Source organism: Agriterribacter sp. (assembly GCF_035444585.1).
In the GTDB taxonomy this organism is placed as follows: Bacteria; Bacteroidota; Bacteroidia; order Chitinophagales; family Chitinophagaceae; genus Agriterribacter.
In genome coordinates this window covers 1-15,749 of record NZ_DAOMOZ010000107.1, presented here as the reverse complement: position 1 = coordinate 15,749, position 15,749 = coordinate 1, and the positions used below count along the sequence as shown (strand labels likewise).

Here is a 15,749-nt window from a genome sequence, read left to right as displayed (position 1 = left end):
GCAAGGTCGTGCTCTACCAAATGAGCTACTTCCGCATATAAAAGATCTGATCGGGGAGTGCAAAATTAAGGATTGCTTTTAAACGGCAAAATTTTTCTATACCGCTTTGCTATTTATACTTGGGCGTATACAAGGTGTTTTCAGGTACCGTTACTTTAGGTTTGCCTTTATAGCGGTGCTTATATAATCCATAGCTTCCGCCAATTAAAAAAGCAATGATGGCTACCAACTGCATGTAAAACAAAAACCGGGATGATTTTACCCAACTCCAGGCGAAATCTTTTTTACTGTTTACGGTAATTTCCTGTTCCATATCGATTGATTTGCTTTACAAAAATAGCGGTTAACGGCTAACATTTGCCCTTTTCATCCAATAATTTCTGTAAAAGTGCGCTTCTTCTGTATAAAATACTTCCATACCACGCTGCCTGAATATATTCCGTTCGGATGAGCAACCCTTTTCACCGGAAAATATTTTTTATCCTTAGCCGATAAAAGCCATTTGTAAAATGCAAAATGTGCTTTCAATACAATGCCGGCATAGCCCTTATTGCCCGCTAATAATTGCTGAATGACGCTTATTCCGTCGAGTACCAGCCGGAATGGAATCTTCCATAACTTTTCCGCAAATGAATAATTCTTGTAAAGCATGATGAGGCTGTTGCGGTAATTTAAATATACTTTACGGGGATCGCCTTTGGGCAAACTCCCCCCGCCAACGTGATATACTACTGAGTGCGGGCACACGTAAACAAGCCAGCCCGACAGTTGCATCCGCCAGCACAGATCAATTTCTTCCTGGTGGGCAAAAAACAATTCATCAAAACCGTTTAAGCTGTGATATACCTGCGACCGCACAAATAAAGCGCAACCCGAAGCCCAGAACACCGCACTGCATCGTCGTATTGCCCCGTATCTTTTTCACATGTGTCAAATACCCTGCCCCGGCAAAAAGCATAACCACAGGCATCTGTCCATCCGCCTGCAGCACCGGCATATTCAAACATCGTTTTATTATGCCACGACAATACTTTGGGCTGGCAGGCGCCGATACCGGCATTGCTTTCCATTAATTCAATCACCGGTTCTATCCATCCTGGTGTTACCTCCACATCAGAATTTAACAATACGTAATAGGAAGCTTCTACCTGCTTTAAGGCCGTGTTGTATCCCCTGGCAAAGCCTTCATTTACCGCACTACGCAATTGCTTAACCCGGGGATAATTCCGGGTAAGAAAATCGAGCGAATCATCGGTTGAACCGTTGTCGGCTACCACCAACTGCACCCCGGGATATGTAGTAAGCATAAGGAATGGAAGGAACTGCTCCAGGTATTTTTTGCCGTTCCAGTTCAAAATAATTACTGCTACCGATGGATAATGACTCAATATAAAGGATTATTTTTTCCAAAAATAAAGGAAGCATTGTTACCGTTTCGCTATTTTTAAATATGTTTCAGCGTTTCTTTAACTGGCGTACCACATTGTCGGCAATTGCCATTGCTATTGTAACAGGCACGATCTTCTATTCTCAGTACCTGGCCAATAAAATAGCAGCAGACGAAAGGCAGAAAGTGGAAATCTGGGTGGAAGCAGAAAAATTCCTGATCAGTTCGCCACCAGATGCGGATACGAAACTGGTTTCCGCCATTATCATCAACAATAAGGATATTCCCATTATCGGAGTTAATGAAAACGGTAACATAATACATTATATCAATCTCGATTCTGTTAAAGCTAAAAGGGATACCGGTTATCTGCATCAAAAAGTACGGCAGTTCAAAAATCAGCATGAGCCCATCGTTTATATTGACCCTCTCAACGGGAAAAAAGACCTGTACTACTACGGCGATTCCACCCTGCTGCAGGAGGTAAGATACTATCCACTGGTGCAGCTGCTGATTGTGGCTTTGTTCATCATTTTTGCACTGTATGCTATAGCCACCCGTAACCGTTCTGTTCAAAACCAGCTATGGGCCGGTATGGCCAAAGAAACCGCCCACCAGCTTGGCACACCGGTTACTTCCCTTCAGGGATGGGTGGCGATGCTGAAAGAAGATCCCTATAATGAAAAGATAGCGGCGGAATTGTCAAAAGATGTAGACAGGCTGCAACTCGTATCCGACCGGTTCAGCAAAATCGGAAGCACGCCCAAACTGGAAGAAAAAGACCTTCTGGCGCAGATCACCAATATGGTGGATTATATCCGCCGCCGGTCTCCCGAAAAAGTGCGGTTTATTATAAATGCAGATAATGCACAAGCCATTCGTGTAAAAATTTCTGCATCGCTGTTCGATTGGGTTGTTGAAAATCTTTTAAAAAATGCGTTGGATGCGATGGGAGGGAAAGGAACTATTACCATCGGCATTACTGAAACAGATCAACAGGTACAAATAGATGTAAGCGACACCGGCAAAGGGATAGCGTCCACGCACATCGGCAAAGTATTTAAACCGGGCTTTACCACCAAAAGGCGCGGATGGGGACTGGGTTTAACGCTTTCACAACGCATTGTTCAGCAATACCACAAAGGTCAACTGTTTGTAAAAAGTTCGGAACCCGGCAAAGGAACTACATTCAGGATCATATTGAAGAAGTTTGCGACTTAATAAGTTGCAGGGATATGGCCGTGAGAGGTGAGAAGTGAAAGGTCAGAAGGGCAGTTGCAAGGAGCAGGGGAAGAAGGTTACAAGTTGCAGGGTACAGGATATGCATGCCTAAAACAGGTTGACAAAAAACAGTCACTTATTATGAGGCAAAGTAATCAAAAATTGGAGATGCGGGAGAGCCGGATTTTCTCCGAGCCGTTAAAAAAGCAAATCGTAAAAGAGCTGGTCAATAAACGCCTTACCTTACAACAGGTAATGCTGGATCACTGAAACTTCCTCCCTGAAACCTGCAACCCCCGTTATCCAAACATCTCCTTCACCCGCTCAAAAAAACTTTTTTCACCCTTTACAGGCTGTGGCTTAAAGTTGGGCGAATCCTGCAATTTTTCAAGCACTGCTTTTTCTTCAGCATTGATATTTTGAGGCGTCCACACATTTACATGAATAAGCTGATCACCCTTTTCATACGAATTGATCGCGGGAAAGCCCTTACCCTTTAACCGGAAGATTTTACCGCTCTGTGTGCCGGCAGGTATCTTTATTTTTGCCTTACCATCTATAGTAGGCACCTCTACCTGTGTACCAAAAACAACATCTATAAAGGAAACATGAAGATCAAATACAACATTCAAGCCATCTCTCTGCAGGTATTGATGATTTTCTTCTTCAATCAGTATTATTAAATCGCCCGGAGCACCGCCTCTTTCCCCGGCATTGCCTTTGCCGCTCATGCTCAATTGCATTCCTTCCTGCACCCCGGCCGGGATATCAATATTTACCGTTTCTTCGCCATACACCCTTCCTTCGCCACGGCAACTGGTACATTTGCTGGTTATCGTAGTTCCCTGTCCGTTACAAGCCGGGCAGGTAGTAACGGTTTGCATCTGACCCAAAAAAGTATTGGTTACTTTCCGAACCTGCCCGCTTCCACCACAGGTAGAGCAGGTTTGTACGCCACCTTTATCTTTTGCACCTGTGCCACTACAGGTATTACAGGAAACATACTTTTTTACTTTAATCGTTTTGGTGGCACCGTTAGCGATCTCTTCAAAGTTCAGTTTTATTTTAACCCTGAGGTTGCTCCCACGTACCCCCTGACTTCTTCTTCCGCTGCTTCTGCTTCCCCCGCCAAAAAAACTACCAAAAATATCATCACCAAAAATATCTCCAAACTGACTGAAGATATCTTCGGTATTCATATTACCAAAACCCCTTCCGTTATTTCCTAACCCGGCATGTCCGAACCTGTCGTACTTCGATCTTTTATCAGCATCACTTAATACCTCATAGGCTTCTGCAGCTTCTTTGAATTTTTCTTCAGCAGCTTTGTCCCCTGCATTCCGGTCGGGATGATACTGCATAGCTACTTTCCGGTATGCTTTCTTGATCTCATCGGCCGATGCAGATTTAGAAATACTCAATACTTCGTAATAATCTCTTTTCATATATTTAAATATACTAACCTGAAAAAACCAGAAAATCAAATCCGGTCATTCAGGAATTGAGCACGCTGGCTCATCTTTAATATTACAATCCTACAACCACTTTGGCAAAACGTATGATTTTATCGTTGAGGTAATATCCCTTTAGGATTTCTTCTATCACTTTCCCTTTCAAATCCTTATCAGCAACCGGCACCTGGCTAACGGCGTCGTGTTCGTCGGGATTAAATTCCTTACCCTTACAGTCCATCGGTTTAACTCCTTTGGCATACAAAACAGATCTTAATTTATTAAATACCAGTATCACGCCTTCCTGTACCGCATCCTTCTCCCCACTTTCCAGTAATTGCTTTTCGGCTCTGTCGCAGTCATCTAACACTTCTAATAACGAAACAATTACTTCCCTGCCGGCAGTTTGCATCAATTCCACTCTTTCGCGGGCGCTTCTCTTCTTGTAATTATCAAATTCGGCATACAAACGCAAATATTTCTCCTTTTGCTCTGCCAATTCCGCCCGGGTCTTTTCCACTGCATCTGTCAGTTCCTCAGGCAATTCTGATTGATCTGTCATATTTGCGCTTTCATTGAGGTTTTCAGCGTCGCCGGATGGCGGGTTTTCGTGATTTCCAGCAGTGTTATTCTTGAAATCTTCCATAGTCCTTGTAATATTGTATAAATGCTTTTAAATCAGGCAACAAGTTTGCCAACCCTTGTTACAGGTCAAATTGGCGTAAATACAGAATATCTTAAATTATAAATTTAAAATTTTTAAATCCCTAAAATCAATAACAAATAATTATTTTTTTAAATATATTATCCGTATTAAAGTTCTTGTGGCGTATGAAGAAGTAATGTCGGGGATCGATTGGGTAAAGCCCGCCGGCTGCCCTGCCGCTTGTTAGCGGCCCGGCCGCATTAACGCTTTAGAATATGCACCAGTCATTTGCAGAATGATTTGTTTAATTTTATGCAATACACATTACTTCAGCATCTCTAATACAAACCACTACATATTGCCCGGTCTGTTCCGTGCATCATCCAAATACAACAATATGAAATTTTTGAAACACCTGCTGCTATATACATTCTCCTTCTTACTGTTCATACAAACCAAAAGTCAAACCAAAATGAATTACAATGATGCCTGGAAAAAAATTGACAACCTCATTCAGGAAAGAAGCCTGCCCAAATCGGCAATTGCAGAAGTAAATAAAATATACGAGCGGGCAAAGAAAGAAAAGAACGATGCACAATTGATCAGGGCGCTCATCTATCAGGTCAATCTCAACGCTACCTTAACAGAAAGCGGAGCTGAAGAAAGCATTCGTAAAATAGAGGCGGAAATACGCACAACGCAACCCCCTGTTCGCTATATCCTGCAATCGGTTGCAGCCGGAATGTACTGGCAATACTTTCAAAATAACCGCTGGGAATTTTATGACAGGACCAATACGACCAATGTAAATAAGGAAGACATCGCTACGTGGACATTGGATGACCTGCATCACAAGATCAGCGAGCTGTATGTGGCTTCTGTAGCGGATGAAAAGATTTTACAGCAGATCAAACCTGAAGCTTACGAACCCATTATCATTAAGGGCAATACCCGGAACCTTCGTCCTACCCTCTATGACCTGTTGGCCCACAGGGCGCTGGATTACTTTGAAAACGATGAAAGAGATATCACCAGGCCCGCTTACGCCTTTATCATCAGTGAAAATACAGCATTTGCCCCCGCAGCAGATTTTATTCATCATGTTTTTCCAACAAAAGATTCGTCCTCGCTGCATCATAAGGCACTGCTCATTTTCCGGCAGCTGCTATCCTTTCACATCAATGATTCAGAACCTGATGCGTTGATGGACGCCGATTTGCGAAGACTGCAATTTGTTTACCGGCATGCCGCAATGCCCGGTAAAGATGAATTATACAAAACAGCTTTGGAACAGCTTACAACACAATATGACAAACAACCCGCAGCAGCGCAGGCCTGGGGTTTGCTGGCGCAGTATTATTTCAGGCAGGGTACCAACTATGATGAGGCAAAGGGCAATGAAGATTTAAGGTATGCATATAAAACCGCCAGGGAAATTTGTGAAAAAACGATAAAGGATTTTCCGGGAACTGAAGGTGCAGCCCTTTGCAGCAACCTGCTCAACAATATTCTCGGTAAATCTTTAACCCTGCAAACCGAGAAAGTAAATATCCCCGGGGAAGCATTCAGAACACTGGTGAGCTACAAAAATTTCTTTACCTGTCATTTCAGAATCGTAAAAATTGACAGGGCGCTGAAAGAACAATGGCAAAACCGTTATGAAACAGCATACTGGAACAAACTTACTGATTTGCCTGCTGTACGAACCTGGCAGCAGGAACTGCCGGCAACAGATGATTACCGCGATCATTCGGTTGAAGTAAAAATTGACCCGCTGCCGGCCGGAGAATACGTTTTGCTGGGAAGCGTAAACAATAGCTTCACCACCGCCAGGAACCTGCTGGCGGCACAATATTTTTATGTATCCAATATCAGTTATGTCAATAATAACAACTCATACTTTGTTTTACACCGCAACACCGGCAAGCCCCTTGCCGGCGCTTTGGTACAGGTATGGACCTCCGGATACGATTATACCGACCGGAAAAATAAACTGCAAAAAGCAGAAAATATAACAACCGGAAAAAACGGGTTCTTCGAATTAAAAACCACAGGCAGGGAGAACCGCAACGCACGGCTGGAGATAAGGTGGGAAAAAGATCATCTTTTTATGGATGATTATGAATACCTGTATACACGGTATGATGCAAATGAAGCAAATGCCACGGCAGATGAATATGAACAAAAAAATGCGAGGATATATTTTTTCACCGACAGAAGCATTTACCGCCCCGGGCAAACCGTATATTTTAAGGGTATCGGCGTTACCAAAAATGCAGCCAACCGCCAGGCGGTAGCCGTTACCGGCAAAACCGTAAAAGTATACCTGCAGGATGTGAACAGTGAGGTGTTGGATTCGCTTTCTTTGACCCTCAATGAATATGGTTCCATACACGGACAGTTCCAATTGCCGCAACATGTGCTTACCGGTAATTTTAATATACAGGTACAGGAATACAACCAAAGCAGTGCACGTTTTTCGGTAGAAGAATACAAACGTCCGAAATTCCTGGTAGAGATCAACAAGCCGCAGAGCAGTTACAGGGTGAACGATACCGTTAGCATAACCGGAACTGCCAGGGCCTATGCCGGGAATAATATTGACGGCGCTACTGTAAAATACCGCGTATCGCGCCGGGCAAGGTTTAGGTATCCCTGGCTGTATTACCGTAATGGGATGCCCCATACCGCGCCTATGGAGATAGCGAACGGACTTACAACCACAGACTCTGCCGGGAATTTCAGCATCCGTTTTAAGGCAATACCCGACCTCACGATCAGCCAAACGCTTGAGCCTGTTTTTGACTATACCATTGAAGCGGATGTAACGGATATCAACGGTGAAACCCGCAGCAGCACAGAAATTGTACAGGTAGGCTATAAAGCCATTCAACTGGATATTGCAATGCTGCAAAGCGGCCCGCTCGCTTTGGATAACTTTAACGCTTTTAACATCAGCAGCAAAAATATGAATGGCGTATTTGAACCTGTTCAGGCCAATGTAAAAATATACCCGTTGCAATCTCCCGGCCGACTTATCCGCAGCCGGTACTGGCAAAAGCCCGACCAGTTTATCTATAAAGAGGATGAGTTCATCAGGCTTTTCCCGCATGATGAATATAAAGATGAATCGGATTACCGCAACTGGAAAAAAGGAGCGGCAGTATACAGCGATTCACTTACCACTGCGGCAAATCTCAAATATCAAATCCTAAATCTTAAATTAGAACAAGGTTGGTATGCCATTGAAGCAACCGCCACAGACAAATACGGGGCGGAAGTAAAAGCAGTGGAATATGTGCAGTTGTACGACAGCAAATCCAAAGCACTCCCAACGCCGGCCTACACCTGGAGTACAGGTACTCCGGATCCCATACAGCCAACCGGAACCGCCAGCTTCTTCACCGGCACTTCAGCCAGCGATGTGTTCCTGATCCAGCAAACAGACAGGGAAATAGAAGACGATGTTCAACCATTGGATGCAGGCGCACAAAACAATGCAGAAGGAGCTTACCGGTTCTTTACAATGAACAATGAAAAGAAAGACTTCCGTTTTACAGCTACAGAGGAGGATCGCGGTGGCTTTGGTGTATTGCAGTTCTTTGTGAAAAACAACCGCCTCTATACGAACAGTCATGTTATTGCTGTGCCCTGGACCAACAAACAGCTCAATATCAGCTTTACTACTTTCAGGGATAAAATGGAACCCGGCAGTGGGGAAAAATGGGAAGTAAAGATCACCGGTACAAAAGGTGAAAAAGTTGCCGCCGAAATGCTGGCTGCCATGTATGATGCATCATTGGATCAGTTTAAACCGCACAACTGGTCTGTGCCGGGTATTTGGCCCGAATATTATTTGAGCAGCTACTGGAACGGCCAACAAAATTTTGAAGATGTGCAGTCGCAGCAAAGGAATGACCTGGGAAATGCAACCGGGAAAAAGAATGAAGTGTTCATCAAAAATTACGACCGGCTGATTGATGTGGGTACATCATGGATGAACGATGTTGTTGTGGTTGGCTATGGGCTGCAAAAGCGCAGCATGGGAGTAGCAGCGGCGCCTGCAGCGCCTCCTTCCGCTATGGCAATGGAGGAAAAAGCTGCGGATGCTTCCGGGATAAGCGATACAGCCCGGGCAAAGAATGAAGAAGAGGATTTGGAAGTAACCACGGGAAACAATAGCAGTACCCGCAAAAACTTCAACGAAACCGCTTTCTTTTTTCCTGACCTTAAAACCGACAGCTCGGGCAATATATCGTTCAGCTTTACCATGCCCGAAGCCCTGACCCAATGGAAGCTGATGACCTTTGCCCATACGCCGGCGCTTGCTTTAGGGTATGCCCAACAGTTAGCTGTTACGCAGAAAGAGCTGATGGTACAACCCAATGCACCCCGTTTTTTGAGGGAAAAGGACAGGATGGCTTTTAGCGCCAAAATAGTGAACATGGGCGACAGCCTGATCAATGGATTCGCAAAGCTGGAACTGTTTGATGCCGGTACCAATGAACCGGTGGATGTTCCGTTTCATAATGCTGTTCCGGCAAAAAATTTCTCCATATTGCCCGGACAAAGCGAAGCAGTGCTGTTCCAGCTTACCATTCCCGAAAACTTTAATACACCGTTATTATACCGGATCAGCGCCACTTCTTCGCCACGCCTTAATGGAAGCATCCTTTCCGATGGGGAAGAAAATGTATTGCCGGTTTTAAGCAACCGCATGCTGGTAACAGAAACCCTGCCCCTGAATATGCGCGGCAGCGGCACCCAACAGTTCAAATTTGAAAAATTGCTGAAGTCGGATACCACACAGGCTTCATCACAAAAAAATTACGCCCTAACAGTTGAATATACTGCCAATCCCGCCTGGTACGCCGTTCAGGCCTTGCCTTACCTTACGGCATACCCGTATGAATGTTCGGAGCAAACCTTTAACCGCTATTATGCCAACACACTGGCCACGCTTATTGCCAACAGTGCACCACGCATAAAAGCGGTATACGACAAATGGCGCACCGATTCCACCAGCAGCAGGAGCCTTGTTTCCGGCCTTGAAAAAAACGAAGAGCTGAAAAGCATTTTGCTGCAGGAAACGCCATGGGTACTGCAGGCCCGGAATGAAGCTGAGCAAAAACAGAACATCGCTTTATTGTTTGACATGATGCGCATGAGCAGCGAGGCAAAAACAAATTTTAATAAGCTGAAAGATATGCAAACCTCTAACGGTGGTTTCGTATGGTTTAAAGGTGGCAGCGACGACCGTTATATCACCCAGTATATTGTAACCGGTGCGGGGCACCTTCTAAAACTAAATGCCCTGCCCGAAAACAGTTACAATGAGTGGAATGAAATCATTGATGCGGCATTGCGGTATGCCGATGCCAGGATAAAGGAAGATTACGATAACCTGGTTAAACAAAAAACCGATCTCAAAAAAAACAATTTAACCGGCATAGCGGTACAATACCTGTATATGCGCAGCTTTTTTAAAGAGAAAAAAGTAAATGAAACGGCGCTGAAAGCATACCAGTATTATAAGCAGCAGGCAAAACAATTCTGGGCAAAAGAAAGCAAATATTTCCAGGGCATGATTGCGCTGAGCCTGCACCGGGATAATGACAGGCTTACTCCAAAAGCCATTCTTGCTTCGCTTAAAGAAAATGCCATAACCCATGAAGAGCTGGGCATGTACTGGAAAGACAACCGCAGGGGATACTACTGGCATGAAGCGCCTGTTGAAATACAATCACTGCTTATCGGGGCTTTTAACGAAATAACACACGATACAAAAGCGGTGAATGATATGAAGCTGTGGCTGCTGAAACAAAAACAAACACAGCACTGGGGCACTACCAAATCAACCGCTGAAGCCTGTTATGCGTTGTTGCTGCCGGGAGCAGACTGGTTGAGCAACCCGCCACAGGTAAATATTCAACTGGGCGCAAAGGAATTTTCTTCGTCGCAAACGGATGAAGCAGGAACGGGCTATTTTAAATACAAGGTTGCGGCAGAAGAAATAAAACCGGCAATGGGTAATATACAGGTAACAATATCTCCTTCTTCAAACAGCTCAGGGAGCTGGGGGGCCGTGTACTGGCAATATTTTGAAGATCTGGATAAAATATCAGCATCTGCCGAAAATAAAATGCCCATGCAGTTGAAAAAGCAATTGTTCATAGAAAAGAACAGTGACCAGGGGCCGGTGCTTCAACCGGTAGACAGCAGTACTGTACTGAAGGTGGGTGATAAAATAAAAGTACGGATTGAATTACGGGCCGACAGGGATATGGAATATGTGCATATGAAAGATCTGCGTGCCGCAGGCACAGAACCTGTAAATGTATTGAGCCGGTACAAATGGCAGGGAGGATTGGGTTATTATGAAAGTACAAAAGACGCCTCCACCAATTTCTTTTTTAGTTGGTTGCGCAAAGGCACTTACGTATTTGAGTACCCGCTGTTTGTTACGCACAGGGGCGATTTCTCGGCAGGCGTGGCTACCATTCAGTGTATGTATGCTCCCGAATTCCTGTCTCATTCGGAAGGCACAAGGATCACGGTTAAATAGAAAGGATCTGTATGCCTTTAACATACATCAATCGTTGCCGGCTAACGCCACAGAAATCATGTATGAAGCGATATAATAGCATGTAATTCCGGCTAAGTAAAAATACTTATCGGGCAAAAACAACCGAAAAACGACAGAACAACCCGATTTGCCGAATATAGTTCCGTATCGCGTAAACCTGTAGCATCTTTACACTATCGAATCATTAGGATAGATGATCACGAACAGGAAAAGTAAAAAAGAGGTTGCATACATTGCCCGCCAGAACCGAGTAAAAATATTTACTCACTAACGCGCAACATTATTGGAATAAAAGGATCAGCCCCAAAGGCTGATTTTTTTATAGGTTGTTCACGCTTTGGTCTTTTAATCTAAAGGCAACATAAGCATCTCCTGAAGGCGATCCGACCTCGCAGCCGCCCCTGCCGCTATTACTATATATTGCTTACCAGTATCCTTCATCCAATGAAATACCCTGTATTAAAAGATCTTTATAAATAATAATACCGGGAGAAGCAGCTGATACAGCAATTTTGCCGGGTTAGGCCCCAAACCTACACGCAGGTGCACTTTGCCATTATCGCCAATTTAAAAGCAGGGAGGCATGATCTGCATTCAAAGCGTAGAGATAAGGTCCCGCGGAAGTGTTATCGTTTCAATATTTTAAGTGCGTTTGTTTTGAGGGAACCTGGCTTTTTCAACTTTTGTAACAGGAATTTTATAGATGGATACGGGGCGGTAATTCTTTAGCAACGCTATCGGCCGGGCGATGGAGATATGGACAATAGCCACAGACAAACCCCAAAGCAGCAGGTATGGTTTTGTGTATTGAGACTTATATGTAGCTGTTGGTTTTGAGCAGGATTTGCATAAATATAATGCTTTGTTCCAGCGTTTAATTCATTCTTCTTACTACTCCCAAAAACAGGTTAATAATATAACTCAGTTGCGTTATCAGCAGCAGCATGATCAGAACCGGAACGATCATCTGAGGGCTAAGTCCGGTTTGAAAAGACAGCTCCATTAATCCGTTAGAGGCGTTTTGACCGGAATAATGAAAAAAAAGGAATACAATAAGCACCAGCAACAACAATGTAATTACAATGTGTACCCATATTAAAAAGACCGAAAATAAAAATCTTACAGTAATCATATACAATATCCAGAAAAGCAATAAAAGCATAGCGATCGCCCTGAGTGTATCGGCATAGCTCAGCATATAAGAAGCCCCCTGTATGGGCAGATCCATGGGGTGATTGGCCGGCACAAAAGACAGCATGATCAGCAAAACGGCTGCCAGGGCAAACAGGTGATATGGCTTAAAAGTGAGGCTCATTGTTCGTTTTCATGATACGAAGAAACAGGAAACCATCAATAAAGCAATAACCCGCTCTACCTTCGCAGAACGGGCTATTATTTAAATGTATCTTTTTACTCACCACTTACAACTCACCACTCATTACGCCGTTACCTTTCCTTTCACCTTCGCAATCACTTCTTCAGCAAGATTGTTAGGTGTAGGATTGTAATGACTGAATTCCATAGTGGATGTAGCACGTCCGGAAGTTAATGAACGCAGTTGGGTTACATAACCAAACATTTCGCTCAGCGGCACTTTTGCTTTAATAACCTGCAGGTTATTACGGGTGTCCATGCCTTCCAGTATGCCGCGGCGGCGGTTAATATCGCCTGTTACATCACCCATGTACTGATCGGGTGTTAACACTTCTACCTTCATAATAGGTTCCAGCAGCACGGGTTTGGCTTTACGGCCTGCTTCACGGAAACCGCTCTTTGCGCAAAGCTCAAACGACATGGAATCGGAATCCACATCATGGAAGCTGCCGTCAAACACACGCACTTTCATATTCTGTACGGGGTAATTTGCCAAAACCCCGTTATTCATAGAAGTTTCAAAACCTTTTTGTATAGCAGGAACAAATTCGCGGGGAATAGAGCCTCCAAAAATATCGTTCACGAACTGGAACGATTTGCCCGGGTTTTCATTGATCCACTCTTCATCGGCAGGTCCTATTTCAAACACGATATCAGCGAATTTACCCCTACCACCGGTTTGCTTTTTCAACACTTCGCGGTGCTCAACTTTAGTAGTGAACGCCTCTTTGTATGCTACCTGCGGTGCGCCCTGGTTAACTTCCACTTTAAATTCACGGCGCATGCGGTCTATAATGATCTCCAGGTGCAGCTCACCCATACCGCGCAAAATGGTTTGCCCGGTATCTTCATCGGTATTTACACGCAGCGTGGGGTCTTCCTCAACCAGCTTGCCTATTGCTATGCTCATCTTATCAACATCAACCTGTGTTTTAGGCTCTATTGCAATTGCAATGACCGGCTCGGGAATAAACATGTTCTCGAGCGTAATGGGGTGGTCTTCATTGCAAAGCGTATCCCCGGTTTTTATTTCCTTGAACCCAACAGCAGCTCCGATATCACCGGCTTCAATAAAGTCAACCGGGTTTTGCTTATTGGCAAACATTTTCATGATACGGCTGATCCTTTCCTTCTTCCCGCTCCTTACATTCAGTACATAAGAGCCTGCATCCAGATGCCCGGAATATACGCGGAAGAATGCAAGACGGCCTACAAAGGGATCGGTCATGATCTTGAACGCCAGCGCAGCAAAAGGTTCTTTAGCTTCGGGCTTACGTACCTCCGTTTCGCCGGTATCCGGGTTGATCCCCTCTATCGCGTCTATATCAACGGGTGAAGGGAGGTAACGGCAAACGGCATCCAATGCAGTTTGCACCCCTTTGTTTTTAAAGGAAGAACCGCACATCATAGGCACAATCGTAAGGTCGATGGTAGCCTTACGAATAGCGGCATGCATTTCGTCTGCCGTGATGCTGTCAGGATCATCAAAGAATTTCTCCATCAGATTATCATCGTATTCGGCAACGGCTTCTACCAGATGCCCCCGCCATTCTTTCGCCTCTTCCAGGATATCGCCAGGCACTTCAATCTCGTCAAAGGTCATGCCTTCTGTTTCATTATGCCAGATAATACCTTTCATTTTTATAAGGTCTACCACGCCTTTAAAATTATCTTCAGCACCAATAGGCAACTGCAGGGGCACTGCTTTGGCACCCAGCATTTCCCTCACCTGTTTTACAACATTTAAGAAGTCGGCGCCGGAACGGTCCATTTTATTCACAAAACCGATACGGGGTACTTTATAACGGTTTGCCTGGCGCCAAACCGTTTCGCTCTGGGGCTCAACGCCGTCCACAGCCGAAAACAGGGCTATCAGTCCATCCAGTACACGCATGGAGCGCTCCACTTCCACCGTAAAATCCACGTGACCGGGCGTATCAATAATATTGAAGCTGTATTTTTTTGTGTCGGCAGTTGGCTTCCCGTTTACCGTAGGGAATGCCCATTGACAGCTTACGGCTGCAGAGGTGATCGTAATCCCTCTCTCCTTTTCCTGCTCCATCCAGTCGGTTGTAGCACCACCCTCATGCACCTCCCCGGTCTTGTGGATCATTCCGGTATAGCGCAGAATACGCTCTGTAGTGGTGGTTTTACCGGCATCAATATGTGCCGCAATACCAAAGTTTCTCTGAAATTTTAAGTCTGCCATTTTACTGGGGTTAATATTTTTTTATTTACAATATATTGGAGAACTGCTCTCCAACTATATTTTTTTGAGGCGCAAAGGTAGCAAAATTAGTGTGAAAACAATAGCAGGGCAGTTGTAAATTTTTATACCTGAAAAACTCGAAAAGCCATGCAGGGTTTGGTAGCTTTATGGCACACTGCTGAAATCTAAAGCGATGAAAAAAATATTAAAATACATCGGATTGTTGCTTCTGGCTGCAATTTTGTTCATTTTAATTGCCGGCCTCTTTATTGCAAAAGATTATCATTTTGAGAGAAGCATAACCATTGACGCCCCCAAAGAAAAAGTATGGGAACAGGTAAGTAATTTTACCAACCGCAATAAGTGGAGCCCCTGGGCAGCATATGACCCCGATATGCAGCATACTATTGAAGGCACAGACGGAACAGTTGGCGCTGTGCACAAATGGAAAGGCAATAAAGAGGTGGGAAGCGGAAGTGAAACGATCACTGTAACAGAAGCGCCTGATAAGATCAATTCGATACTCAGGTTTTATGAGCCCTTTGAAAGTGAAGCCAACACTTTTATTATACTCACCGGTGAAGGGAATACGACCAGGGCTACGTGGGGATTTGACAGCAGGTTCCCCTACCCTGTGAATACAATGCAATTATTTATGAATATGGATAAAATGATGGACAGGGATTTCAGCAATGGATTGAATAAGCTTAAACAAATCTGTGAAGCGCTTTAGATACAGGCATCTATTTTCTGTGACAAACCATTTTTAGAAAGGGAATTAAGCATGACAACAAAAAAAATACTGATAATAGGCGGAGGATTTGCAGGCATTAACCTGGCCAGGCATCTGGCAAAACATGATGAATTCAGCATTA

11 protein-coding genes are annotated in these 15,749 nt (G+C 44.4%); 4 read left to right on the top strand and 7 right to left on the bottom strand.

The annotated features are described in order from the left end of the window. Positions 1–109 precede the first annotated feature (109 nt). Genes PLH26_RS12445 through PLH26_RS12435 form a run of 3 tightly spaced genes read right to left on the bottom strand, consistent with a single transcriptional unit; the run spans position 110 to position 1,388 of the window. On the bottom strand, positions 110–313 hold the full coding sequence (locus PLH26_RS12445; RefSeq protein WP_324586348.1) for a hypothetical protein: 204 nt from the start codon (positions 311–313) through the stop codon (positions 110–112). Between the two features lie 53 nt (positions 314–366). Beyond that, entirely contained in the window at positions 367–858 is a 492-nt protein-coding gene (locus PLH26_RS12440) for a glycosyltransferase family 2 protein (RefSeq protein WP_324586347.1), read from the bottom strand. After that, positions 831–1,388, bottom strand: a complete 558-nt coding sequence (locus PLH26_RS12435) for a glycosyltransferase (protein ID WP_324586346.1) — start codon at positions 1,386–1,388, stop codon at positions 831–833. The genes PLH26_RS12440 and PLH26_RS12435 overlap by 28 nt, the downstream gene beginning before the upstream one ends. A 62-nt stretch (positions 1,389–1,450) precedes the next feature. On the opposite strand from PLH26_RS12435, the gene PLH26_RS12430 reads away from it, so the two are divergent. Together PLH26_RS12430 and PLH26_RS12425 are read left to right on the top strand one after the other, a co-directional pair. Next, the gene (locus PLH26_RS12430) at positions 1,451–2,608 is read left to right on the top strand and encodes a sensor histidine kinase (RefSeq protein ID WP_324586345.1); all 1,158 of its coding nucleotides are present in this window, start codon (positions 1,451–1,453) and stop codon (positions 2,606–2,608) included. Positions 2,609–2,749: 141 nt separating this feature from the next. Continuing rightward, the gene (locus PLH26_RS12425) at positions 2,750–2,878 is read left to right on the top strand and encodes a hypothetical protein (protein WP_324586344.1); all 129 of its coding nucleotides are present in this window, start codon (positions 2,750–2,752) and stop codon (positions 2,876–2,878) included. A gap of 29 nt (positions 2,879–2,907) precedes the next feature. On the opposite strand, the gene dnaJ is transcribed toward PLH26_RS12425, so the two are convergent. Together dnaJ and PLH26_RS12415 are read right to left on the bottom strand one after the other, a co-directional pair. Then, a complete protein-coding gene (gene dnaJ, locus PLH26_RS12420) occupies positions 2,908–4,053 on the bottom strand; it encodes a molecular chaperone DnaJ (protein ID WP_324586343.1) in 1,146 nt (381 codons plus the stop codon). A gap of 82 nt (positions 4,054–4,135) precedes the next feature. Then, the gene (locus PLH26_RS12415) at positions 4,136–4,705 is read right to left on the bottom strand and encodes a nucleotide exchange factor GrpE (RefSeq protein ID WP_324586342.1); all 570 of its coding nucleotides are present in this window, start codon (positions 4,703–4,705) and stop codon (positions 4,136–4,138) included. A 397-nt stretch (positions 4,706–5,102) separates the two neighbouring features. Here PLH26_RS12415 and PLH26_RS12410 point away from each other — a divergent pair, with 397 nt between their 5' ends. Further along, positions 5,103–11,270, top strand: coding sequence for an alpha-2-macroglobulin family protein (locus PLH26_RS12410; protein WP_324586341.1), 6,168 nt, complete (start codon positions 5,103–5,105; stop codon positions 11,268–11,270). 895 nt (positions 11,271–12,165) lie between these two features. Here the strand turns inward: PLH26_RS12410 and PLH26_RS12405 are convergent. Together PLH26_RS12405 and fusA are read right to left on the bottom strand one after the other, a co-directional pair. Continuing rightward, positions 12,166–12,606, bottom strand: a complete 441-nt coding sequence (locus PLH26_RS12405; RefSeq protein ID WP_324586340.1) for a hypothetical protein — start codon at positions 12,604–12,606, stop codon at positions 12,166–12,168. A 123-nt stretch (positions 12,607–12,729) separates the two neighbouring features. Continuing rightward, positions 12,730–14,874 (bottom strand): elongation factor G, encoded by a 2,145-nt coding sequence (fusA, locus tag PLH26_RS12400; protein WP_324586339.1) that lies wholly within the window; start codon positions 14,872–14,874, stop codon positions 12,730–12,732. Between the two features lie 193 nt (positions 14,875–15,067). Between fusA and PLH26_RS12395 the strand changes: the two genes are divergently transcribed. Further along, the gene (locus PLH26_RS12395; protein ID WP_324586338.1) at positions 15,068–15,607 is read left to right on the top strand and encodes an SRPBCC family protein; all 540 of its coding nucleotides are present in this window, start codon (positions 15,068–15,070) and stop codon (positions 15,605–15,607) included. Positions 15,608–15,749 lie beyond the last annotated feature (142 nt).